The organism is Pseudomonas tohonis (assembly GCF_012767755.2).
In the GTDB taxonomy this organism is placed as follows: domain Bacteria; phylum Pseudomonadota; class Gammaproteobacteria; order Pseudomonadales; family Pseudomonadaceae; genus Metapseudomonas; species Metapseudomonas tohonis.
In genome coordinates this window covers 2,911,653-2,933,499 of record NZ_AP023189.1, presented here as the reverse complement: position 1 = coordinate 2,933,499, position 21,847 = coordinate 2,911,653, and the positions used below count along the sequence as shown (strand labels likewise).

Annotated in this window: 19 protein-coding genes; 3 read left to right on the top strand and 16 right to left on the bottom strand. The window is 68.2% G+C overall.

The window, feature by feature from the left end; genetic code table 11:
- Positions 1-71: 71 nt before the first annotated feature.
- Entirely contained in the window at positions 72-1,061 is a 990-nt protein-coding gene (cra, locus tag HSX14_RS13530; protein WP_173174184.1) for a catabolite repressor/activator, read from the top strand.
- 484 nt (positions 1,062-1,545) lie between these two features.
- Here the strand turns inward: cra and HSX14_RS13525 are convergent, their stop codons facing one another.
- The 5 genes from HSX14_RS13525 to zwf form a co-directional block, all read right to left on the bottom strand.
- Positions 1,546-1,947 (bottom strand): DUF4952 domain-containing protein, encoded by a 402-nt coding sequence (locus HSX14_RS13525; protein ID WP_173174186.1) that lies wholly within the window; start codon positions 1,945-1,947, stop codon positions 1,546-1,548.
- Complete coding sequence (locus HSX14_RS13520) at positions 1,947-3,569, bottom strand: NADP-dependent glyceraldehyde-3-phosphate dehydrogenase (protein ID WP_173174188.1); 1,623 nt, start codon at positions 3,567-3,569, stop codon at positions 1,947-1,949. The genes HSX14_RS13525 and HSX14_RS13520 overlap by 1 nt, the downstream gene beginning before the upstream one ends.
- A 176-nt stretch (positions 3,570-3,745) precedes the next feature.
- Positions 3,746-4,423, bottom strand: a complete 678-nt coding sequence (locus HSX14_RS13515; protein ID WP_173174190.1) for a bifunctional 4-hydroxy-2-oxoglutarate aldolase/2-dehydro-3-deoxy-phosphogluconate aldolase — start codon at positions 4,421-4,423, stop codon at positions 3,746-3,748.
- 17 nt (positions 4,424-4,440) lie between these two features.
- Positions 4,441-5,157 (bottom strand): 6-phosphogluconolactonase, encoded by a 717-nt coding sequence (gene pgl, locus HSX14_RS13510; RefSeq protein WP_173174193.1) that lies wholly within the window; start codon positions 5,155-5,157, stop codon positions 4,441-4,443.
- Entirely contained in the window at positions 5,144-6,613 is a 1,470-nt protein-coding gene (gene zwf / locus HSX14_RS13505) for a glucose-6-phosphate dehydrogenase (RefSeq protein WP_173174195.1), read from the bottom strand. Before zwf ends, pgl begins: the two co-directional genes overlap by 14 nt.
- A gap of 174 nt (positions 6,614-6,787) precedes the next feature.
- Between zwf and HSX14_RS13500 the strand changes: the two genes are divergently transcribed.
- Positions 6,788-7,657 carry a MurR/RpiR family transcriptional regulator gene (locus HSX14_RS13500; RefSeq protein WP_173174197.1) on the top strand — a complete coding sequence of 290 codons (870 nt, stop codon included), beginning with the start codon at positions 6,788-6,790 and terminating at the stop codon, positions 7,655-7,657.
- Between the two features lie 307 nt (positions 7,658-7,964).
- On the opposite strand, the gene HSX14_RS13495 is transcribed toward HSX14_RS13500, so the two are convergent.
- The 7 genes from HSX14_RS13495 to HSX14_RS13465 form a co-directional block, all read right to left on the bottom strand.
- The gene (locus tag HSX14_RS13495) at positions 7,965-8,864 is read right to left on the bottom strand and encodes a D-hexose-6-phosphate mutarotase (RefSeq protein ID WP_373874657.1); all 900 of its coding nucleotides are present in this window, start codon (positions 8,862-8,864) and stop codon (positions 7,965-7,967) included.
- A 22-nt stretch (positions 8,865-8,886) separates the two neighbouring features.
- Complete coding sequence (locus HSX14_RS13490) at positions 8,887-10,107, bottom strand: maltoporin (RefSeq protein ID WP_173174199.1); 1,221 nt, start codon at positions 10,105-10,107, stop codon at positions 8,887-8,889.
- Positions 10,108-10,190: 83 nt separating this feature from the next.
- Positions 10,191-11,351, bottom strand: a complete 1,161-nt coding sequence (locus HSX14_RS13485) for an ABC transporter ATP-binding protein (protein WP_173174201.1) — start codon at positions 11,349-11,351, stop codon at positions 10,191-10,193.
- Positions 11,352-11,398: 47 nt separating this feature from the next.
- Positions 11,399-12,244, bottom strand: coding sequence for a carbohydrate ABC transporter permease (locus HSX14_RS13480; protein WP_173174203.1), 846 nt, complete (start codon positions 12,242-12,244; stop codon positions 11,399-11,401).
- Entirely contained in the window at positions 12,237-13,145 is a 909-nt protein-coding gene (locus HSX14_RS13475; protein WP_173174205.1) for a carbohydrate ABC transporter permease, read from the bottom strand. Before HSX14_RS13475 ends, HSX14_RS13480 begins: the two co-directional genes overlap by 8 nt.
- A 127-nt stretch (positions 13,146-13,272) precedes the next feature.
- Positions 13,273-14,526, bottom strand: a complete 1,254-nt coding sequence (locus HSX14_RS13470; protein ID WP_173174207.1) for an ABC transporter substrate-binding protein — start codon at positions 14,524-14,526, stop codon at positions 13,273-13,275.
- A 139-nt stretch (positions 14,527-14,665) separates the two neighbouring features.
- On the bottom strand, positions 14,666-15,571 hold the full coding sequence (locus HSX14_RS13465) for a helix-turn-helix domain-containing protein (RefSeq protein ID WP_173174209.1): 906 nt from the start codon (positions 15,569-15,571) through the stop codon (positions 14,666-14,668).
- 137 nt (positions 15,572-15,708) lie between these two features.
- On the opposite strand from HSX14_RS13465, the gene HSX14_RS13460 reads away from it, so the two are divergent.
- A complete protein-coding gene (locus HSX14_RS13460; RefSeq protein WP_173174211.1) occupies positions 15,709-16,662 on the top strand; it encodes a phytanoyl-CoA dioxygenase family protein in 954 nt (317 codons plus the stop codon).
- Between the two features lie 20 nt (positions 16,663-16,682).
- Here HSX14_RS13460 and HSX14_RS13455 read toward each other — a convergent pair whose 3' ends face one another.
- From HSX14_RS13455 to edd, 4 genes are all read right to left on the bottom strand, one after another.
- Positions 16,683-18,101, bottom strand: coding sequence for an ATP-binding protein (locus HSX14_RS13455; protein ID WP_173174552.1), 1,419 nt, complete (start codon positions 18,099-18,101; stop codon positions 16,683-16,685).
- Between the two features lie 16 nt (positions 18,102-18,117).
- Positions 18,118-18,849, bottom strand: a complete 732-nt coding sequence (locus HSX14_RS13450) for a response regulator (protein WP_173174213.1) — start codon at positions 18,847-18,849, stop codon at positions 18,118-18,120.
- Positions 18,850-19,038: 189 nt separating this feature from the next.
- The gene (locus HSX14_RS13445; protein ID WP_173174215.1) at positions 19,039-20,004 is read right to left on the bottom strand and encodes a glucokinase; all 966 of its coding nucleotides are present in this window, start codon (positions 20,002-20,004) and stop codon (positions 19,039-19,041) included.
- The gene (gene edd / locus HSX14_RS13440; RefSeq protein ID WP_173174217.1) at positions 20,001-21,827 is read right to left on the bottom strand and encodes a phosphogluconate dehydratase; all 1,827 of its coding nucleotides are present in this window, start codon (positions 21,825-21,827) and stop codon (positions 20,001-20,003) included. Before edd ends, HSX14_RS13445 begins: the two co-directional genes overlap by 4 nt.
- Between the last annotated feature and the right edge of the window lie 20 nt (positions 21,828-21,847).

Below are 21,847 nucleotides of genomic sequence, written 5' to 3'. Positions count from 1 at the left end.
CGCGGCTTGAAGCCCATGCGATGAATCGCACGCCTTGCCCCCATGCAGGCACAGGAACAAGGAATCGGCATTTGAAACTCAGCGACATCGCCCGGCTGGCCGGCGTCTCGGTCACCACGGCCAGCTACGTGGTCAACGGCAAGGCCGAGGAAAAGCGCATCTCCCCCGCCACCGTCGAGCGGGTACGCGCGGTGGTCGAGGCCCACGGCTACCGGCCCGACCCCCACGCGGCCGGGCTGCGGCGCGGGCAGACCCGCACCCTGGCCTTCATCCTTCCGGACCTGGAGAACCCCAGCTACGCCCGCCTGGCCAAGTTGCTGGAGCAGCAGGCGCGGGCGCGGGGCTACCAGTTGCTGATCGCCAGCTCCGACGACGAGCCGCAGAGCGAGCGCCAGTTGCTGGAGCTCTTCAGCGCGCGGCGTTGCGACGCACTGGTGGTCGCCAGCTGCCTGCCGCCGCAGGACCCGGGCCTCGGCGCGTTGCTGGACGCCGGGCTGCCGGTGATCGCCGTCGACCGCGAGCTGGACCCGGCGCGCTTCTGCTCGGTGGTGAGCGATGACCACCAGGCCGCCCATTTGCTCACCCGCAGCCTGCTGAACCCGCTGCCGCGCCAGGTGGCGCTGCTCGGCGCGCGGCCGGAGCTGCCCATCAGCCGCGACCGCGAGGCGGGCTTCCGAGCCGCGCTGGCGGGCTTTGGCGGCGAGACACTCGTGCAGTGCGGCGCCGAATTCAGCCGTGAGTGCGGGCGGCGCATGATGCAGGAGCTGCTGGAACGCCAGGGCCGCCTGCCGGATGCACTGGTGACCACCGCCTACGTGCTGCTGGCCGGCGTGCTGGATGTGCTGCGCGAGCACGGCGCCTGGCCGCAACACCTGCAGCTCGGCACCTTCGGCGACACCCAGTTGCTGGACTTCCTGCCGCTGCCGGTGAACTCCATGCGCCAGCAGCACGAGCTGATCGCCGAGCAGGTGCTGGAGCGAGCATTGCAAGCGATTGCCGGGGATTACCGCCCGGGGGTGCTGGCGATACCGCGACGGTTGCAGGTGCGGCGCGGGGGTTGAGAGGGGCATCGTATTACCCGGCGTGTTTCGCGGGTTTCACCCGCCCTGTCGCGATTACCGCAGCCCGGGGCGGAGACAATCGCGAATGAATTCGCTCCCACAAGAAACCGCCTACCGTGGCACCACGCCGCAGGGCTGCCTGGACTCCGCGCTCCCCGGCCACACCGCCTGGCGGATGAAAAGAATGTCATCCGCCCTACGCCCGGACCCGCTCCGGAGGTTGGCGTCGCAGCGGGCCCTCCTTGTGGGAGCGGCTTCAGCCGCGAAGACCCGCAGCCGGACCGTGGCTGCAGTTGGCCAGACGCGCCATCGCGAATGAATTCGCTCCCACAAGCAACCGCCCACCGCACCACACCACAGGGGCGACGTAGGGGCGACTTCAGTCGCCCAGCAGGCCGCAGGGCTGCCCCAACTCCGCGCTTCCCGACCACATCGCCGGTGGATGAAAAGAGCGCCATCCACCCTACTCACGGATCAGCGCTAGCTATGGGTCTTCGAGGTAGAGGGTGACGCTGACATGGAAGCGGTCGATGCGCTCCCAGTCCTTTTCCAGGGTCTCGCCGGAGTTCATGTGGATCTCGTAGGGCCGGCCGCTGGCATGGGGCGCGTAGGCGGGCGAGGTGTCCCAGCCGCAGCACATGAAGCGCAGCGGCTGCAGGCCAAAGCGCTGGTGCAGCAGCTTTTCCACGCCATGGGCCTCGGGGCCGGGCACCTGGTACTCGGCCACCAGTTGGCGCAACTGGCCACCCTCCTCCAATTTGCAGCCTTCGAAGTGCAGCCCGGGCGACGCGACCCCGAGCTGTTCGAGGAAGTCGCCGCAGGCCGGCTCCGCCGCCTGTGCGGTGCCGGCCAGGAACAGCAGCGCGAGAATCGGTGCCAGGCGCATCAGAAGATGTAGTCGGTGCTGATGAAGCTGGATTCGCGGTTGCGGATGATCTCGCTGATCAGCGTCTTGTTGTCTTCCTGGAAGCGGGTGGCCACCAGCGTGCGGATGGAGAAGGTGCGCAGCGCGTCGTGCACGGACAGGGTGCCTTCGGCTGAGTTCTTGCGCCCGTTGAAGGGGAAGGTGTCCGGCCCGCGCTGGCACTGGGCGTTGATGTTGATGCGCCCCACCTGGTTGGCGAAGGCATCCACCAGGCGGCCGACTTCGGCGGGGTCGTTGCCGAAGATGGACAACTGCTGGCCGTAGTCGGAATCCAGCACGTAGTCGATGGCGGTCTGCACATCGCGGTAGGGCACCACCGGCACCAGCGGGCCGAACTGCTCTTCCTGGTAGATGCGCATGTCCGGGCTCACCGGGCACAGCAGCGCCGGGTAGAAGAAGCTCTCGCGGCTCTGGCCGCCGCCGTCGTTGACCACCTGGGCGCCCTTGGCGGTGGCGTCCTGCAGCAGGGTGGCGAGGTAGTCCACCTTGCCCGGCTCGGGCAGCGGCGTCAGCGCCACGCCGTCTTCCCAGGGCATGCCCGGCTTGAGCGCGGCGAGCTTGGCGCTGAAGCGCGCGAGGAAGGGTTCGAGCACGTCCTCGTGGACGAAGAGGATTTTCAGCGCGGTGCAGCGCTGGCCGTTGAACGAGAGCGCACCGGTGACGGCCTCGTTGACGGCGTTGTCCAGGTCCACCTGCGGCAGGACGATGCCGGGGTTCTTGGCGTCCAGCCCCAGGGCGGCGCGCAGGCGGTGCGGGCGCGGGTGCAGCTTCTTCAGGTCGCTGGCGCCCTTGTTGGTGCCGATGAAGGCGAAGACGTCGACCTTGCCGCTGGCCATCAGCGCGCTGACGGTCTCGCGGCCACGGCCGTAGATGATGTTGATGACGCCGGCCGGGAAGCTGTCGCGGAAGGCTTCCAGCAGCGGGCGCATGAGCAGCACGCCGAACTTGGCCGGCTTGAAGACCACGGTGTTGCCCATGATCAGCGCCGGGATCAGCGTGGTGAAGGTCTCGTTCAGCGGGTAGTTGTAGGGGCCCATGCACAGCGCCACGCCCAGGGGTACGCGGCGGATCTGGCCGAGGGTGCCCTGCTCCAGTTCGAAGCGGCTGGAGCGGCGGTCGAGCTCCTTCAGCGCATTGATGGTGTCGACCATGTAGTCGCAGGTGCGGTCGAACTCCTTCTCGGAATCCTTCAGGTTCTTGCCGATCTCCCACATCAGCAGGCGCACCACCTCGTGGCGGCGCTCGCGCATGCGCGCCAGGAACGCCTCGACATGGTGGATACGCTCACCGACGCGCAGGTTGGGCCAGGCGCCCTGGCCGTTGTCGTAGGCGCGCACGGCGGCGTCGAGCGCCTGCAGCGCGGCATCGGCATCCAGCAGCGGCGTGCTGCCGAGGATGACCTGCTCCTCGCCCCGCTCGCCCTTGAGGAAGATCGGGCTGCGCACCGTGGCCAGCGGGCCGTCCCAGCGACGCAGCTCGCCGTCCACCAGGTATTCGCGCTGCTCCACCGGCGCACCGAGGCGCCAGGCTTCGGGGATGTCGTCGGCGTGGGGGAACAGGGCTTCGGGGGCGAAACGGGACATGGGGCGATCCTCGCTGGGGTCTGTGTTGCCTGTTGGGGGCGTCGCTGCACCGTGCTTTTCAGTGGGTTGTGGCCCGCTCGGTGGGTTCAGCTGGTTCAGTGGGTTCCGCGTTCAGTGGGTTCCCGCGTTCGCGGGAATGACGGTGGACACCACCGACACCCGCGCGAAACGCGGCATCACTGCAGCAGCCTGAGCGCCTCGGCGGTGGTGGCTTCGATGCGCGCCCAGTCGCCGGCGCGCACCCAGGCGCTTTCCATCATCCAGGTGCCGCCCACGCACATGACGTTGGGCAGGGCCATGTAGCTGCGCACGTTGTCCGGCTTCACCCCGCCGGTCGGGCAGAAGCGGATGCCCGGGAAGGGGCCGGCGAAGGCCTTGAGGGCCGCCGCACCGCCGACCACTTCGGCGGGGAACAGCTTGAAGCGCCGGTAGCCACGGGCGTGGCCAAGCATGATTTCCGAGGCACTGCCGACGCCGGGCAGCAACGGCAGCGGGCTTTGCCGGCCGGCGTCCAGCAGCTCGGCGGTGCAGCCGGGGGTGACGATGAACTGCGCGCCTGCGGCCTCGGCCTCGGCGAGCATCTGTTCGTCCAGCACGGTGCCGGCGCCGATCAGCAGGTCCGGGCGCTGTTCACGCAGCAGGCGGATGGCGGTGAGGCCGTGCTCGGAGCGCAGGGTGATTTCCAGGGCGCGCAGGCCGCCGGCGGCCAGGGCATCGGCCAGGGGCAGGATGTCTTCCTCGCGCTCGATGGTGATCACCGGGAGGATGCGGGCTTCGGCGCAGAGCCGGTCGATCATCTCGACCTTCTCGGCCATGCTCGGCACGCTGCGCGCTTGGGACGGGTTCTGGGTCATGACGGGGTCCTTCGGGCTCAGGGGCACCAGTAGATCTCGAGGGGCTGGCGCAGGAAGGCGCGGATGGGCATCGCCGCCACGTCTTCACCGGCCAGCGCGACGGCCAGGGTGTCGAGCTTGGCCTGGCCTTGCACCGCCAGCAGCGTGAGGCGCGCCCCGGCCAGCAGCGGCAGCGGCATGGACAGGCGCTGGCGTGGCACGCTCGGGGCCTGCATCGGTACGCAGCGCTGGGTGCAGGCGTGGCTCAAGGCGGCATCCAGGCCGGGGCTCCTGGGGAACAGCGAGGCGGTGTGGCCGTCCTCGCCCATGCCCAGCACCAGCACGTCGATGGGTTGCGGCAACTCGGCGAGCGCGGCATCGGCCAGGCGCGCCGCCTCGTCCAGGCTGGCGGCGGAATGGTAGAGGCCGATGAAGCGCGCCTTGGCCGCCGGGCCACGCAGCAGGTGGCGACGCACCAGGCCTTCGTTGCTGTCGGCGTGGCCGACCGGCACCCAGCGCTCGTCGGCGAGGCTCACGGCCACGCGCGACCAGTCCAGCGCCTGGGCGGACAAGCGCTCGAAGAAGGCGATGGGGCTGCGCCCGCCGGACACCACGAGGGAGGCCACGCCGTGGGATTCGATGGCCGAGCGCAGGGCGCCGGCCACATGCAGGGCCAGTTCGCCGGCCAGTTGCTCGGGGCTGCCGAGGCTGACCCCGGTGACCTGCGTGGGCAGGTCGAGATTACAGATCGCCATACCAGCTCCTGCCGTCACGGGTGATCAATGCGATGGATGCGACCGGCCCCCAGGTGCCGGCCGCGTAGGGTTTGGGGGAGTCGCCCAGTTGCTTCCAGCCATCGATGAGCTGGTCGCACCATTGCCAGGCGTACTCGATCTCGTCCTTGCGCACGAAGAGGTTCTGGTTGCCCTGCATCACCTCCAGCAGGAGGCGTTCGTAGGCATCGGGAATCCGCGCGCTGCGGTAGGTATCGGAAAAGCTCAGTTGCAGGGGGCCGCTGCGCAGTTGCATGCCCTTGTCCAGGCCCTGGTCCTTGGTCATCACCTGCAGGGAGATGCCCTCGTCGGGCTGCAGGCGGATGATCAGCCGGTTGCTGATCAGCGGCCGCTGCTCGGGGGCGAAGATGTAGTGCGGCGGCTCCTTGAAGTGGATGACGATCTGCGACAGCTTCTGCGGCATGCGCTTGCCGGTGCGCAGGTAGAACGGCACGCCGTTCCAGCGCCAGTTGCGGATGTCGGCACGCAGGGCGACGAAGGTCTCGGTGTCGCTCTGGGTATTGGAGTTCTCCTCTTCCAGGTAGCCCGGCACCGCCTTGCCCTGGCTGCTGCCGGCGATGTACTGGCCGCGCACCACCTGCTGCGCCACCTGGGCGGCGGTGATCGGCGCCAGGGCCTTGAGCACCTTGACCTTCTCATCGCGAATGCTGTCGGCGGAGAGGTCGCTGGGCGGGTCCATGGCGATCAGGCAGAGCAGCTGCAGCAGGTGGTTCTGGATCATGTCGCGCAGCTGGCCGGCCTCGTCGAAGTAGCCCCAGCGGCCCTCGATGCCCACCTGCTCGGCCACGGTGATCTCGACGTGGGAGATGTGGTGCTGGTTCCACTGGGTCTCGAACAGGCTGTTGGCGAAGCGCAGGGCGATGAGGTTCTGCACCGTCTCCTTGCCCAGGTAGTGGTCGATCCGGTAGATGCGGTTCTCGGGGAAATGCACGGCCACCGCGTCGTTGACCCGGCGCGAGGACTCGAGGTCGTGGCCGATGGGCTTCTCCAGCACCACGCGGGTGTGGCGGGCGCGCTCGACGCGGGCCAGGCCCTCGCAGATGGCACCGTAGACCGAGGCGGGGGTGGCGAAGTAGGCGATCAGCCGCTCCTCGGGGCCGATGCGTTCGGCCAGCACCTGGTAGCCCTCGGCGTGGAGGAAGTCCATCGACAGGTAGTCGAGCCGCGCAGTGAAGCGCTGCAGCACCGCCGCATCGATCTCCCGCTCCGGTACGTAGCGGCGCAGGTGCTCCTCGATGGACGCCAGGCGGGCACCGCCCTCCCCGCTTTCGCGGGCCAGGGCGAGGATGCGCGTGTCCGCGTGCAGGAGGCCGGCGCGGTCCAGCTGGTAGAGCGCCGGGAACAGCTTGCGCAAGGCCAGGTCGCCGAGGGCGCCGAACAGGGCGAAGGTGCAGGGTTCTACGGATAGGGAAGCCATGATGATTGTTCTTTTACGAGGTTGAATAAGAAATACACGGTGAGAATGGCCATTTCAAGAATAAATGTAGTAATAAGAACAACATTTTGTCACCCTCCTGTTACTTCTGGCTCTGGCCGGTGCCCCTCATTACGATAGGCCACCGATTTTGCAGGCCCCTTTCAAGGAACCTCCATGGACCGCGTACGCAATCTTCTGGAACAGATCCAGGGTCGACTCGAAGACCTCAACAAGGCCGAACGCAAGGTCGCCGAGGTGATCCTCCAGGACCCGCAGCAGGCGACCCGCTTCAGCATCGCCGCCCTCGCCCAGGCCGCCGGCGTCAGCGAGCCGACGGTGAACCGCTTCTGCCGCTCCTTCGGCGTCAACGGCTACCCGGAGCTGAAGATGCAGCTGGCGCAGAGCCTGGCCAGCGGCGCCGCCTACGTGAGTCGCGCCGTGGAAGCGGACGACGGCCCCGAGGCCTACACCCGCAAGATCTTCGGCAGCGCCATCGCCTCCCTGGACAGCGCCTGCAACGCGCTCGACCCGCACCTGATCAGCCGCGCCGTGGACCTGCTGATCCAGGCCCGGCAGATCCACTTCTTCGGCCTGGGCGCCTCCGCCTCGGTGGCGCTGGACGCCCAGCACAAGTTCTTCCGCTTCAACCTCGCCGTCTCGGCCCATTCCGATGTGCTGATGCAGCGCATGCTCGCCTCGGTGGCCCACACGGGCGACCTGTTCGTGATCATTTCCTACACCGGTCGCACCCGCGAACTGGTGGAGGTGGCGCGCCTGGCGCGGCAGAACGGCGCCTCGGTGCTCGGCCTCACGGCCGCCGGCTCGCCGCTGGCCCGCGCCAGCACCCTGAGCCTGGACATCCCCCTGCCGGAGGACACCGACATCTACATGCCGATGACCTCGCGCATCATCCAGCTCACCGTGCTCGATGTGCTCGCCACCGGCGTGACCCTGCGCCGCGGCGTCGACTTCCAGCCGCACCTGCGCAAGATCAAGGAAAGCCTCAACGCCAGCCGCTACCCCTCGGACGAAGAGCCGGGCTGAGGCCCTTTCAAGGGCAGACCCATGGTTGCGGGATTGATTCGGGGCCGGTGGTCGGGGGGATGTCCCGCCCGCGAGTAAACATCCACTTTCTTGGAACGTGGCGTTGCTTTTAATCCCCTGGAAGGGAGCACAACCAAGCCTCGGAGCATGCAGCCGCCGCTCACTCAGGACGTAGAGTGTGCTGCGCGCACCTCGGACTCGCCGGAAGCACCGAGCGGAGGTGCGCACGGCACACCCTACGGCACGTGCTCATACTGCCGAGCCCTCAGCCTGCCCCCCGGGCTGAAGCCCGGGCTACCTCAGGTATTCACTCCACCCTGGCACGCAGCTGGATGCGCGCCGTCTCCCCTGGCGCCAAGACCTGGCTGCCGGTGCCGCAGGCGGCGGCTTCGATGCTGGCGAAGCCGAGGCCTTCCTTCCAGCCGACATCGGCCAGGGGGCGGCCGCCGGGGTGCCAGACCACGGTATTGGGCGAGCCGCCGGTGTCGATGCGCAGGCGCCTTTGCCAGCCGGCATCCTGCAGGCGCAGCGGGCCGGCGTGGTCGAAGATGCGGTGGCAGCCTTCCATCGGACGCAATTCGCCCTGCTGGACGACGCGCTGGCGGTTGAGCAGGTCCTGCCCGCTGGCGCCCTCCAGCCCCAGCACGGCGACCCGGGCGATATCGCTGATGCGCCAATAGGCGTGCAGCGCCTGGCTGAGCATGCAGGGCTCCTGGTCGGCGTGGCGGGTGGTGAGGGACAGGGCGAGTTCATCGCCCAGCTCCGCCTGCAACTCCACTTCCCAGTCGTGCAGCGCCAGGCGCCAGTGCAGGCGCACGCCGGCCTCCGAGCTTTCACGTTCCAGCAGGCGCCAGTCGGTGAGCCGTGCCCAGCCGTGGTGGGGCCAGCCGCTTTCCTGCGGGTGGCGACCGAACCAGGGCCAGCACACCGGCACGCCGCCACGGATCGCACCCAGCCTGGGCCAGCGCGCGGCGCACCACAGCAGCGGGCGTTCGCCACGCGGCTGGAAGTGCAGCAGCTGGCCGCCCTGGCGGGCGAAGATGGCGCGGCAGCGCGGGTGGTCGATCAACAGCAGCTCGCGACCCTGCTCGCTGCTCCAGCGGAACACCTGGCGCATGCCGGGGACGAAGAGCCCGGCGAGCGGATGCTCCGCCGTCTCCGTCGCCGCCAGCTCCAGGCCATGGCGGCGCGGTTCGCCACGACTCATCGCGGGGCCGCGCCGCTCATGCTCACTTCCACCAGTACTCGATCTGCACGCCGACGTTGGAGCCGTGCAGGTCGGTGCCGTAGGCGCCGGTGTCGGAGAGCGCCGAGCCGGCCGCCAGCAGGCTGGCCGAACGCTGCGCCGCTTCGTTCCAGCTGGCGTAGGTGTAGTAGAGGCGGATTTCCGGGCGCTCCCAGAAGCCCGGGCCGGCGGGCGACCAGGTGGGTGCGATGGTGAACTTGGTCAGCTTGCGGGTGCCGCCGGGGGCTTCCACCTGGTCGCGGCCCAGTTCGGTGACCAGCTTGAACTGCTCGGTGATGGCATAGACCGGGCGCACGCCCACCGACAGCCAGTTCTGGTCGGCGCCGTCGGGGCGCTTGTCCTTCTGGTAGACGATCTCGAACTGGCCACCGAAGCGCGGGGTCATCTGCCAGTCGAAGAATTCCACGGCGCGCCAGCTGGAGGCGCTGTTGTCCAGGGTCGGGTCGCCGGTGTAGCCCAGGCCGGTGCCGGGGCCGCGGCCGTACTGCAGGGCGAAGGTGTTGGCGCCGCCGGCGAAGGGCTTCTGCTTGTGCTGCGCGGTCACCGCCCAGCCACTGTGGGCGTCGGTGCTGTCGGGCTTGTCGATGTAGCTGAAGCCCACTTCCATCTCGCCGCCGGGGTTGGTCTGGAAGCCGCCGACGTTGAAGTCGTGGCGGTTGATGTAGGGCTTCTGGTCGTAGTTGTCCTTGCGCGAGAAGACGTAGCTGTACTTCAGGTCGCCGATGGCCACTTCGTCGAAGCCGAAGCCGGTGGCGCTCTGGTTCCAGTAGTAGAAGTCGGAGATGTGGATGTCGTTACGCTTGTAGAAACGGCGCCCCGCCCAGAAGGAACCGCCATTGAGCGCAGGCATGTTGCTCCACTCGGCGTACATCTGGTTCATCCGCGCGAAACCGTAGTCGCCGGTGAACTTGGGCGTGTGGCCGTACTGGTTGTAGAGCTGGGCCATGCCTTCGAGGCTGATCACCGAGCCGTCGTCGAGCCTGAACACGTCCTGGCGCAGGTCCAGCTCGATGTACTGCTCGCATTCGTTGCCGAGGCGGTACTTGGATTGCGCCCCCGGCAGCTGGAAGCACGACTGGGTGCCGCCATCGGTCGAGCTGCCGGCGCCACTGCGCATGTAGCCGGTAAAATCAAGCGCATTGGCCGCTCCGGGCAGCGCCATCATGGCGCAGGGCAGCATCCACCAACCTTTCTTCACGTTCATATCCACTCCAGTTTTTATTGTTGTATTGCCTTGGATATCAGGGCCGTCCCTGGGCTCGGATGGCAGCCGGGGCGGCCGTTCTTTCAACGCCCCTTGAACTGCGCGACATTCCCCGCGCGCTCAGCGGTTCGTGACTTTCCCAGCCCACCCAGGCGCTCACCGCTCTGCGCGTCGAAGAGCAACACCTTGCTGGGATCGAAATACAGCGACAGGGTTTCACCTATTTGCGGCGCGGCGTCCGGCGCCAGGCGGCAGCAGACCTTGGTCTGGTTGAGGCTGGTGAACACCAGGGTGTCGGGCCCGGTGGGTTCGGTGACTTCGATCTCGGCGCGGATGCCCGGCAGCGTGGCGCCGGCCGGTGCGCTGGCGAGGATCTGTTCGGGGCGCACGCCGAGGATCACCTCGCGCCCTTCGATGCCCTCCCCCAGCTCGCCCAGGGGCAGTTCGCAACGCGCCTGGCCGCTGTCCAGCAGCGCCCACAGCTGGCCGTCGCGGCGCTGCAGGCGCAGGGGGATGAAGTTCATCGGCGGCGAGCCCATGAAGCCGGCGACGAAGAGGTTGGCCGGGTCGTTGTAGATCTGCTGCGGGGTGCCGAACTGCTGGATGACGCCATCCTTCATCACCGCCACCTTGTCGCCCAGGGTCATGGCTTCGATCTGGTCGTGGGTGACGTAGACGGTGGTGGTCTTCAGGCGCTGGTGCATCAGCTTGATCTCGGTGCGCATCTCCACCCGCAGCTTGGCGTCGAGGTTGGAGAGCGGCTCGTCGAACAGGTAGATCTTCGGCCGCCGCGCCAGGGCGCGACCCATGGCGACGCGCTGCTGCTGGCCGCCGGAGAGCTGGCCGGGCTTGCGTTCGAGCAGGTGCTCGATCTGCAGCAGCTTGGCCACGCGACTCACCTCCGCCTCGATTTCGGCAGCGGGCAGCTTGCGGATCTTCAGGCCGAAGGCGATGTTCTCGCGCACGCTCATGGTCGGGTACAGGGCGTAGGACTGGAACACCATGGCGATGTCCCGGTCCTTGGGGCTCATGCCGCTGATGTCCTGGCCGTCGACGAGGATGGCGCCGCCGGTGATGTCTTCCAGCCCGGCGATGCAGTTCATCAGGGTGGATTTGCCGCAGCCCGAGGGGCCGACGAGGATCAGGAACTCCCCCGAGTCGATGGACAGTTCGATGTCCCGGAGGGTGTCCGCCAGGCCGCTGCCGTAGCGTTTGTTCACGTTGCGCAGTTCGAGGGTTGCCATGTCGATCTCCACTAATCAGAAGCGCCGCGAGCGGGCGCAGCCGCTTTTCAGCCCTTCACCGCGCCGGCCGTGAGGCCACGCAGGAAGTACTTGCCGGCGAACACGTAGACGAGCAGGGTCGGCAGGCCGGCGATCATCGCGGCGGCCATGTCGACGTTGTATTCCTTGGCCCCGGTGCTGGTGTTCACCAGGTTGTTCAGGGCCACGGTGATGGGCTGGCTGTCGCCGCTGGCGAACACCACGCCGAAGAGGAAGTCGTTCCAGATCTGGGTGAACTGCCAGATCAGGCAGACCATGACGGTGGGCACCGACATGGGCAGCAGGATGCGCCCGAAGATGGTGAAGAACCCGGCGCCGTCGAGCCGCGCCGCGCGCACCAGGGCGTTGGGGATGCTGACGTAGAAGTTGCGGAAGAACAGCGTGGTGAAGGCCAGGCCGTAGACCACGTGGACCAGCACCAGGCCGGCGGTGGTGTTGGCCAGGCCGAACTTGCCGAGGGTGAAGGACGCGGGCAGCAGCACCACCTGGAACGGCAGGAAGCAGCCGAACAGCAGCGCGCCGAAGAACAGCTGCGAACCCCGGAAGCGCCACATGGAGAGCACGTAGCCGTTGAGCGCGCCGAGCAGCGTGGAGATCAGCACCGCCGGCACGGTGATCATCACCGAGTTCCAGAAGTAGCCGCCGACCTGGGCCCAGGCCTTGGCCCAGCCGATGAGGGTGAACACGTCCGGCAGCGACAGCAGGTTACCGGTGCGGATGTCGTCGGGGGTCTTGAAGCTGGTCAGCAGCATCACCACCAGCGGCACCAGGTACAGGGCGCAGGCGACGACCAGGGTCGCGTGGATGGCCAGGCGGCTGAGGCTGAGCGGGGGTTTTCCGGCCAGGCTAGTCATGGCGCTTGTTCCTCAGTTCGGAATACAGGTAGGGCACGATGATCGCCAGCACGGCGCCGAGCATGAGCATGGCGCTGGCCGCGCCGAGGCCCATCTGCCCACGGGTGAAGGTGCTGGCGTACATGAACATCGCCGGCAGGTCGGAGGAGTAGCCGGGGCCGCCGGCGGTCATCGCGGCCACCAGGTCGAAGCTCTTGATGGCGATGTGGGCGAGGATCATCAGCGCGCTGAAGAACACCGGGCGCAGGCTCGGCAGGACGATGCGCAGGTAGATGGTCGGCAGGCTGGCGCCGTCCACCTGGGCGGCGCGGATGATCGACTGGTCGACCCCGCGCAGGCCGGCGAGGAACAGCGCCATGACGAAGCCGGAGGATTGCCACACGGCGGCGATCACCAGGCAGTAGACGACGCGGTCCGGGTCCACCAGCCAGTCGAGGCGGAAGCCTTCCCAGCCCCAGTCGCGCAGCAGCTTGTCCAGGCCCAGGCCGGGGTTGAGCAGCCACTTCCAGGCGGTGCCGGTGACGATCATCGACAGCGCCATGGGGTACAGGTAGACGGTACGGATGAAGCCTTCGCGGCGGATGCGCTGGTCCAGCAGCACGGCGAGGAACACGCCGATCGCCAGGCTGATGGTGATGAACAGCCCGCCGTACACCAGCAGGTTGTGGCTGGCCACCCACCAGCGGTCGTTGTCCCACAGGCGCTCGTACTGCTGCAGGCCCACCCATTTGTAGCTGGGCATGAAGCGCGAGTTGGTGAACGACAGCAGGAAGGTCCAGAGGATGTAGCCGTAGAAGCCCACCAGCACGATGAGCATGCTCGGCGCCAGGACCAGCTTGGGAAGCCAGCGCTGCAGCGCATCGAGTGGCGACGCCTTGGCGAAGACTGCGGTTGAACTCATGGATCACTCCGTATGGCAGGTCGCCCGGGCACCCCGGAGGGGAAATCCGGGCAGCAGGAAGCCGTGGCGCCTGCCGGCACCGTTGCGAATCAGGGAAAGGAGCGGGCCGCCGGGGCGGCCCGGTTGCTTACTGCACGGCCTGGATGGCGGCCGCCAGTTGCTGGGCGGCCTTCTTCGGGTCCGCCGAGGGCGAGTTGAAGAAGTTGGTGACCACGTCGAACACCGCACCCTGGACATAGCCCGAGGAGGCCATCAGGTGCGCCATGCTCGGCTGCAGCCCACCGTTGCCGACGGCTTCCTTGAAGTCCTTCATGGAAGCCTGGGCGCAGCTGTCGAAGCCGCTCATGTCGACGTCCTGGCGCACCGGGATGGAGCCCTTGTTCTGGCTGAACAGGGTCTGGAACTCGGTGCCCATGACGATGCGCGCCAGGTCTTCCTGGGCGCTGCGGTTGGCGTCGTCCTTGAGCTTGAACATGGTCAGCGAGTCGATGTTGTAGTCGAAGCTGCCCTGGGTGCCGGGGAACGGCACGCAGACGTAGTCCTTGCCCGCCACCTTGCCGGCGGCGGTCCATTCGCCCTTGGCCCAGTCACCCATGATCTGCATGCCGGCCTTGCCGTTGATGACCAGCGCGGCGGCGGAGTTCCAGTCGCGACCGGCGGCGTTGGCGTCGATGTAGCCATGGAGCTTCTGCAGGGTGGCGAAGACCTTGACCATCTTCTCGCCGGAGAGGGTGGCCGGGTCGAGTTCGACGAAGGCCTTGTGGTAGTCCTCCGGGCCGAGAATGCTCAGGGCGATGTTTTCGAAGGTGGTGCCGTCCTGCCAGGGCTGGCCACCGTGGGCGACGGGGATGAAGCCGGCGGCCTTGAGCTTGTCGGCGGCGACGAAGAATTCATCGAGGGTGGTGGGCGGCGTGGCGCCGGCCTTCTTGAACACCTCGGGGTTGATCCACAGCCAGTTGACCCGGTGCACGTTGACCGGCACGGCGACGTAGTGGTCCTCGTATTTCATGATGCTGGCGACCTGCTTGGGCAGCAGTTCGTCCCACTTGCCCTCCGCGGCCACGTCGTCCATCTCGGTGAGCAGGCCGAGCTCGCCCCACTCCTGGATGTCCGGCCCCTTGATCTGCGCGGCGGAAGGCGGGTTGCCGGAAACGGCGCGGGTCTTCAGCACGGTCATCGCGGCCTCGCCACCACCGCCGGCGACGGCGAAGTCCTTCCAGGTATGGCCCTTCTTCTCGACCAGTTCCTTGAGGGTTTCGGCGGCGCGCTTCTCGCCACCGGACGTCCACCAATGCAGGACCTCCACTTCACCGGCGAGTGCAGAAAGGGGGAAGAGCGAAGCGAGGGATACGACAACGGCCAGGCGAGAGAGAGCATTCATGAGGGGATCACCTTTTTGTTTTTATGGCTGTGCAAGTCGGTGCTTGCGCTTGCCGGAAGTCTAAACAGGATGGTCGGGGCGCCGGGTAACAAAGGGATGCCCGAAGGTCACGATTCGGTTACACAGGGCGGAAATCACGTCACGGGGCCCACTCCGTTCCTGATCTCGCCAGGGGCGGATTCGCCGCCTTGCGGTGGAGGCGGCGGAAGTCCCTCGGGGTACTGGCCTTGAGCGCGAGGAACTGCCGGTTGAACAGCGAGAGGTTGGCATAGCCCACCTGCTCGGCGATGCGCACCACCGCCAGGTCGGTGGAGATGAGCAGCGAACAGGCGCGACCGATGCGCAGCCGCGTGACGTACTGCACGGCGGTCATCCGCGTGTGGCGGCGAAACATCCGGTGGAAGGCAGAGACGCTGACGCAGGCGAGCCCGGCCAGTTCGGGAATGGAAACCGGCGCGGCGAAGCCCTGGTGCAGCCGGTCCAGCACCCGCTGGATGCGCGGGTCGGCCAGGGGGGCGCTGGCGGGCATGCACGGTGCGTTGGCCAGGTGCAGCAGGTCAGGGTCGCGGCAGAGCAGCAGCAGGACCTCCAGCAGCAACATCAGGCGCCGGCCCGGCTCCGCCTCAGGCATCGCCTCGATCAGCGGGCGCACGCGGGCGCGGGTCGCCGCGCCGAAGCTCAGGCCCCGCTCCGCGCCGGCCAGCAGCACGCCAAGGTCACGCAGCTCCGGCAGCAGCGCCAGGAGGCCGTTGGCCCAGTCGCGGTTGAACCAGATGACCAGTGCCACGTGGGGCCGCCCGGCATCGATCCGCTCGCGGGAGCACCAGCTGTGGGGCACGCCGGGGCCGACCAGCACCAGGTCGCCGTCCCCGTAGGGCTCGATGTCGTCGCCGATGTAGCGATGGCCCAGGCTGTTGAGGGTGAGGGTCAGCTCGTACTCCGGGTGGTGGTGCCATTGGAAGGGGATGCCCTCCTCCAGGCGGCGGTTCAGCAGGGCCCAGGAGGCGCCGTCGTCGGGGGTGATGGTTTCGAGGAATGCGCGCATGAACGGCACGATAGCCGAACCCGGGCCGGGCATCACGCCATAAAAGTATCGGTTTTGGCCTTTAACCGCGGCAGCCTCGCCCTGCCCCGCTGGATAGCCTGCGAGCCGTTCCCATCACCACGACGCAGGAGACCGACATGGCGAACCTCTACACGGACGGGCACGGCAACCACCCTGGCGCGGGGCGTTCCACCACGCCGCTGCAGGCCATCGACAAGCGCCGCCCGCTGCGGGTGCTGAGCGAGGCCGACTGGCAGCACTGGACCCGCAAGGGCTATGTGATCGTGCGCAATGCGGTCAGTGCCGCCGAGGCCGATGCGGTGGTGGAGATGCTCTGGCGCTTCCAGGAGATGGACCCGCACGACCCGACCACCTGGTACCGCCCGCAGTTGCGCGAGCACCGCATGACCGAGCTCAACAACACCGGCATGGTCGAGGTCTACAACCACCAGAGCCTGTGGGACACCCGGCAGAACCGGCGCGTCTACGACGCCTTCGTCGACATCTGGGACCGCGAGGACCTGTGGGTGGCCATCGACCGCGCCAACCTCAACCCGCCGAACAAGGCGGCGCGCGCGGCGGGCAGGAAGGACGGCTTCATCCACTTCGACGTCGATGTGTCCCGGCGGCCCTTGCCCATCGCCGCCCAGGGCGTGTTGTCGCTGGCCCCGCAGGATGAGGAGGTCGGCGGCTTCCAGTGCGTGCCGGGGATCTTCGCGGAGATCGAGCAGTGGTGGGCACGCCAGCCCCAGGGCGCCAACCCGTTCAAGCCGGATATCGGCGAGCACCGCATCGAGAACATCAGCCTGGAGAAAGGCGACTTGCTGATCTTCAACAGCCTGCTGGCCCACGGCGTGCGCCCCAACCGCTCGAAGGACCGCGTGCGCCTGGCGCAGTACATCTCGATGTTCCCGGCGGACTTCGACAACGAACCGCTGCGCCAGGCGCGCATCCACACCTGGGCTGCGCAGACCCACCCGCTGGGCGACCCTTTCCCTGGCGATCCGAGGGAATACGAGCGCCGCCACTTCGCCCGCGCGGAGCTCAGCCCGCACGGGCGCCGGCTGCTGGGGCTGGAGCCCTGGCCCTGATGGACGCTGTTGGGCTGCGCTCAATCGGCGACGCGGGGGAGCTCCAGGGTCACCCGCAGGCCACCTTCGCGCAGGTTGCGCAGGCTCACTTCGCCGCCGTGGCTGTGGGCGATGTTGCGCGCGATGCCCAGGCCCAGGCCGTAGCCCTGCTGCTGCCCGGAGAGACGGAAGTGCGGCTCGAAGACCTGCTCCAGGCGCTGCTCGGGCACGCCGGGGCCTTCGTCGTCCACGTGCAGCACGAAGGCGTCGCGGCCGTCCTCGATGTGCAGGTGGGCGCGCTGGCCGTACTTCAGGGCGTTGTCCACCAGGTTGCCGATGCAGCGCCGCAGGGCCAGGGGCTTGCCCGGGAAGGGCCGGCGCGCGGTGCCCTCGAGGGTGACGCGGCCGTTGCCCAGGTAGGGGTCCACCAGGCAGTGCAACAGGTGGTTGAGGTCCACCGGCTCGATGTTCTCGTGGATGTCGGTGTCCTTCACGCATTGCAGCGCGCCCTTGACCAGCAGCTCCAGGTCGTCGAGGTCGCGGCCGAACTTGGCTTGCAGGGCTTCGTCCTCCAGCAGCTCGACGCGCAGGCGCAGGCGGGTGATGGGGGTGCGCAGGTCGTGGGAGATGGCGCTGAACAGCTGGCTGCGCTCGTTGAGGTAGCGGCTGATGCGCTCGCGCATGCTGTTGAAGGCACGGCTCACCTCCACCACCTCGCTGCCCCCCGCCTCGGCGAGCGGCTCCACGTCGGCACCCAGGGACATGTCCCGTGCGGCGGCGGCCAGGCGCTTGAGCGGCCGGCTCTGCCAATGCACCAGCAGGCCGATGAACAGCAGCAGGAAGGTGCTGGTGAGGATGATGAACCACAGCTGCTGCGCCGGCAGGCCCTGGTCTTCGAGGCCGACGTAGGGCTCCGGCATCAGCGAGGCGAGGTACAGCCACTCATTGGGGGCGATCTGGATCTGCGTGACCAGCACCGGCGGGTTCAGCGGCTCCAGGCTCAGCGCGTAGTGGGCCCAGGAGCGCGGCAGTTCGTCGAGCTTGAGCTCGCCATTGAAGATGCGCAGGTCGTCCGGGCTGACGAACTGCACGGAGAGGTCCACCTGCCTGCCCAGGCGCTCGCGCAGGACGTCGTCCACCACCTCCAGCACGGCCTCCTTGCGCGGGGTGGCGGGAAGCACCTGCATGTTCAGCGGCTTGTCGTTGAGCGAGACGAAGAAGCGCGTGCCGCCCATGCTGCGCAGCTGGTCCAGCACCAGTGGCCGGTAGCCCAGGGGCAGCGAGCGGAAGTAGGCGACGCTGGCGGCCATGGAGTGGGCCAGGCTGCGCGCGCTGGTGAGCAGGCCCTCCATCTGGCTGGCACGCAGTTGCGAGACCCAGATGACGCTGGACAGCGCCTGGGCCAGGAGCACCACCAGCAGGGTGAGGAACAGCATGCGCCCGAGCAGCGAACGCGGCATCGGGTTCCAGCGGCGCTTAGGCATGGGGCGAGACCTGGGCTGCCAGAAGGTAGCCCGAGCCGCGCACGGTGCGGATCAGCCGCGGCGCCTTGCCGGTGTCGCGCAGGCGCTGGCGCAGGCGACTCACGGCCATGTCGACGATGCGCTCCAGGGGCATCACCTCGCGACCACGGGTGGCGTTGGCGATGGTGTCGCGATCGAGGATCTGCTGCGGGTGGTCGAGGAACAGCTTGAGCAGGGCGAAGTCGGCGCCGGAGAGGATCACCTCCTCGCCATCGATGTGGAACAGGCGGTGGCTGACCATGTCCAGGCGCCACTCGTCGAAGGCCAGCACCTGGGCCTCGCCGGCACCGCGCTCCTGGGCGAAGCCGACACGGCGCAGCAGCGCCTTGATGCGCGCCTGCAGCTCGCGAGGGCTGAAGGGCTTGCCGAGGTAGTCGTCGGCACCCAGCTCCAGGCCGATCACCCTGTCGGCCTCGTCGGAGCTGGCGGTGAGCATGATGATCGGCACATGGGCCAGGCGCTGGTGCTCGCGCACCCAGCGGCACAGGCTGAAGCCGTCTTCGTCGGGCAGCATCACGTCGAGGATCACCAGGTCGGCGGCCACTTCGCCCATCGCCTGGCGGAAGGCGGCGCCGTCGCCCACGGTGCGCACCTGGAAGCCGGCGCGGCTCAGGTAGGTTTGCAGCAGGTCGCGGATTTCCTCGTCGTCATCGACCAGGAGGATGGTTTTACCGGCTTGGCTCACGTGGGCCTTCCCTTGTTATTATGGGTCATGTCCGTTCGGATGCAGGGCGTTGGCGCTGGGTGGATGACGCTCTTTTCATCCACCTGCCGGCAGCGATGCATAACCATCGGTGGACCGGTGAAGCGTGGTCCACCCTACATCAGGTTTCTTACCGGAAACGTGCAGCGTGCTCAGTACCGGGTACACGCCTCAGGCCTGCAAGGCCTGCTGGAGCGCCACGCCCGCGCCTTCAAGGCCCGGGTACTCGGCGGTGACCAGCCAGACCGGCACGCCACCGAAGTATTCGCTCATGCAGCCCTTGCTGGCAAAGGCGCGGGCGAAGCCGCTGGCCTTGAAGAACTCGGCGAAGCGCGGCACCACGCCACCGACCACATAGACCCCGCCACGGGCCCCGAGGGTCAGCACGTTGTTGCCGGCGACGCGGCCGAGCCAGACGCAGAACTGCTCCAGCACCGCCTTAGCCTCGCTGTCGCCGGCGAGCGCCGCCGAGGTGATGGCGGCCGGGCTGTCCAGGTGCGGCTCGATGCCGTCGAGGGCGCAGCTGGCACGGTAGAGCTGCAACAGGCCGCCGCCGCTGAGGATGTTCTCGGCGCTGACGTGGCCCTGGCGCTCGTGCAGGTAGCGCCACAGCTCGGCCTCGCGGACGCTGCCGATGGGCAGGTCGACATGCCCGCCCTCGCCCGGCAACGCGGCCCAGCGCCCCTCGCCCAAGGGCAGCAGGGTGCCGACGCCGAGGCCGGTGCCGGCGCCGATGACCACCGCCGGGCGATCGGTTTCGGCCTCGCCTTCGCAGATGGTCATGCGCTCGCCGGGCTGCAGGCGGGTCATGCCCAGGGCCATGGCGGAGAAGTCGTTGATCAGCAGCAGTCGCTCGACGCTCAGGGCTTCGCAGAAAGTGCGGCGGTTGAGGCGCCAGTGGTTGTTGGTGAAGCGGAAATCCTCGCCGCCCACCGGCCCGGCGCAGGCCAGGCAGACGGCAGCGACGGCACCCGGCGCCAGGCCGAGGCCGAGGCCCGCCAGGTAATGCTGGATGGCCAGCTCCGGTGTGGCGAAATCCGCCGTCGCCAGGACCTTGACCGCTTCCAGCCGCTCATCGCGCCACAGGGCGAAACGCGCGTTGGTGCCTCCGATATCGCCGACCAGCGCCAACTTCACTTCAGGTTCTCCAGGCTGGATGTAAAGGCGCTCGCCCCCTGCTCCGCCGTGCTGAAGGCGGCCCGCATGAAGGCGAACATCTCGCGGCCACAACCGACCTCGGCGTTGTGCTGGATCGGCGCCGGTTCGCGGGCGGCGAACGCATCGGCATCCACCAGCACCCGCAGGGTTCCGGCCCGGCCATCGACGCGGATGATGTCACCGTCGCGCACGCGCGCCAGTGGACCTCCGTCGTAGGCCTCGGGGCAGACGTGGATGGCCGCCGGGATCTTGCCCGAGGCACCGGACATGCGCCCGTCGGTGACCAGCGCCACCTTGAAGCCGCGATCCTGCAGCACGCCGAGGAAGGGGGTCATCTTGTGCAGCTCGGGCATGCCGTTGCAGCGCGGCCCCTGGAAGCGCATCACCGCCACCATGTCGCGCTCCAGCTCGCCGGCGGCGAAGGCGTCGGCGAGGGCCTGCTGGTCATGGAAGACCCGCGCCGGGGCTTCCACCACCTGGTGTTCGGCCGCCACGGCGGAGACCTTCATCACGCCGCGTCCGAGGTTGCCCTCCATCACCCGCAGCCCGCCTTCCGGCGAGAAGGGGTTGGAGACGGGACGCAGGATGTTCTCGTCCAGGCTCTTCGCCGGGCCGTCGCGCCAGGCGATGCGGCCGTCCTCGAGGAAGGGTTCCCGGGTGTAGCGGCGCAGGCCGCGGCCGGCGACGGTGTTGACGTCTTCGTGCATCAGCCCGGCGTCGAGCAGCTCGCGCACCAGGAAGGCGACGCCACCGGCGGCGTGGAAATGATTGATGTCGGCCTTGCCGTTCGGATAGACGTGGGCCAGGGTCGGCACCACCTCGGAGAGATCGGCCATGTCCTGCCAGGTGAGCTGGATGCCGGCGGCCTGGGCGATGGCCGGCATGTGCAGGGTGTGGTTGGTGGAGCCGCCGGTGGCGTGCAGGGCGACGATGGAGTTGACCAGCACACGCTCGTCGATCAGCTCGCCGATGGGCGTGAAGTTACCCGCCTGCCGGGTGAGCCGGGTGACCTGGCGCGCAGCCTCCTCGGTGAGGGCATCGCGCAGCGGAGTGCCGGGGTTGACGAAGGAGGCGCCCGGCAGGTGCAGGCCCATCATCTCCATCAGCATCTGGTTGGTGTTGGCGGTGCCGTAGAAGGTGCAGGTGCCGGGGGCGTGATAGGCGGCCATCTCGGATTCCAGCAGCTCGTCGCGGGTGGCCTTGCCTTCGGCGTAGCGCTGGCGGACGTCGGCCTTCTCCTTGTTCGACAGGCCCGAGGGCATGGGCCCGGCGGGGATGAACAGGGTGGGCAGGTGGCCGAAGCGCAGCGCCCCCATCATCAGGCCGGGGACGATCTTGTCGCAGACACCGAGGAACACCGCCGCGTCGAACATGTTGTGGGACAGCGCCACGGCGGTGGACATGGCGATCACCTCGCGGCTGGCGATGCCCAGCTCCATGCCGGGCTCGCCCTGGGTGACGCCGTCGCACATGGCGGGGACGCCGCCGGCGACCTGGCCGACGGAGCCGACTCCACGCAGCGCCTGGCGGATGCGCTCGGGGTAGTGCTCGTAGGGCTGGTGGGCGGAGAGCATGTCGTTGTAGGCGGTCACGATGGCGACGTTGGCGGCGTCCATCAGGCGCAGGCGCTGCTTGTCCTCGCCGCCACAGCCGGCGACGCCGTGGGCGAAGTTGGCGCATTGCAGCTTGCCGCGCTGCGGGCCCTTGCCGGCGGCCTCGCGGATCATCGCCAGGTAGCGCTCGCGCGTGGGTCGGCTGCGGGCGATGAGGCGTTCGGTTACTTCGATAATGCGGGGATGCATATCAGCGGCTCCAGGCGATA